The sequence below is a fragment of the Gordonibacter sp. genome (assembly GCF_036667095.1).
Lineage (GTDB): Bacteria > Actinomycetota > Coriobacteriia > Coriobacteriales > Eggerthellaceae > Gordonibacter.
The window spans coordinates 2,176-3,516 of sequence record NZ_JAVWUP010000232.1 but is presented as its reverse complement, the minus strand read 5'-3'; the positions used below and the strand labels follow the sequence as shown (position 1 = coordinate 3,516).

Genomic DNA, 1,341 nt, shown 5'->3' with positions numbered 1-1,341 from the left:
CGGGAGCAGGACACGCAAGAGGCGCACAGCGTTCATTAGCAGAGCAACGGCGGCGGCCCAAACAAGCGCTCATTGTCAACCGAGGCACGTGCTCGGTTTCGCAAACCCGCCCCGCATCGCCCAAGGGAGGGTGGCGATGCGGGGAAACGAGAAAGTTCGCCCTACTGCGGAACGGGCTTGCCGCAGACAAACGGTGGACAGGCTACGCTTTCGCCAACTCGTGTCCTAGCAGGTAGCCGTACGTGATGCAGCGACCGTGGCTATTGCCTGCAACGTTGATGGGATAGTCGACGGCGCAGATGTCGCCTTGCACGTTGCCGAGCGCATACAGGCCCTCGATCGGCTGGCCTTCAGCACCCAAGCACTGGAAGTCGATATTGGTACGCAGGCCGCCCGGAACGGCTAGCAGGGCCGGTCCGACTTTCAGCGCGTAGAACGGCCCCTGCTTCACCGGCGTCAGGAACACAGGCTTCTTGTAGTAGTCGGTATCTTCGCCCGCTTCGCACAGGCCGTTATAGCGCTCGACGGTCGCCTTGAACGCAGCAGCATCGCAGCCGATCTGCTTGGCCAGGTTCTCGAGCGTATCGGCCTCGTAGGCATTGCCCGCCTTGATGTACTCGGGGATCTGCGTCTTGAAGTATTCGGGGGCAAGCGACAGATCGGAGCCGTAGGGGCGGAAGCTGTCCCAGAACATGCCGCCACCCTGTGGCAGACCACGAACCAGGTCGGATTCCCAGTTAGCATCGAAAATGGACCAGGCCTCGCCACCCGGCTGGCGGTTGATGGCCAACGACTTGCCCTGCACCCATGTGTCCTCGCACATGAAGCGCTCGCCGTTGTCGTTCACGAACAAGAACGGCCCATGGAACCAGCAGAACGCCTGCGGGTGCATCATCGTAGGGAGCGGCAGGTCCTGCATCTGAGCACCGGCCCACAGGCCCATCTTATGGCCGTCGCCCGTGTTCACACCCACCGGCGTGTACTGGCTGCGGGGCTGGCCGTACTCCACGCACACCGGAGCGTAGGCCTTGCACATATCAGCATCGCCACCGATGTCGCCGGTGCACAGCACCACGCCGCTCTTGGCATTGTACTGAACGTAACCGTCCTTGCCTTCGCAGATGCAGCCCACCACCTTATCGCCCTCTTTGACCAGCTGGACTGCCGGGCTGTCGAACACGAACTCCGCGCCTGCCTTCACGGCATCGTTGTGCAGGAGTTCCGCCCCCGCAAAGCCCGTCGAGGTAAGGCCGGCCTCTTTGGGAATCATGAGCATATGGTAGCCAGGCTGCTCGGCATACACATCGTCATGGCTGTAGAACGCACCCACCATGGCGCTGC

The 1,341-nt window shown here is 62.2% G+C and carries 1 protein-coding gene; it reads right to left on the bottom strand.

The features are described 5' to 3' along the window. Positions 1 to 202: 202 nt before the first annotated feature. Positions 203 to 1,341 (bottom strand): FAD-binding protein (locus RR842_RS12910; RefSeq protein ID WP_332730017.1); only part of this gene is annotated, 1,139 nt, incomplete at its 5' end.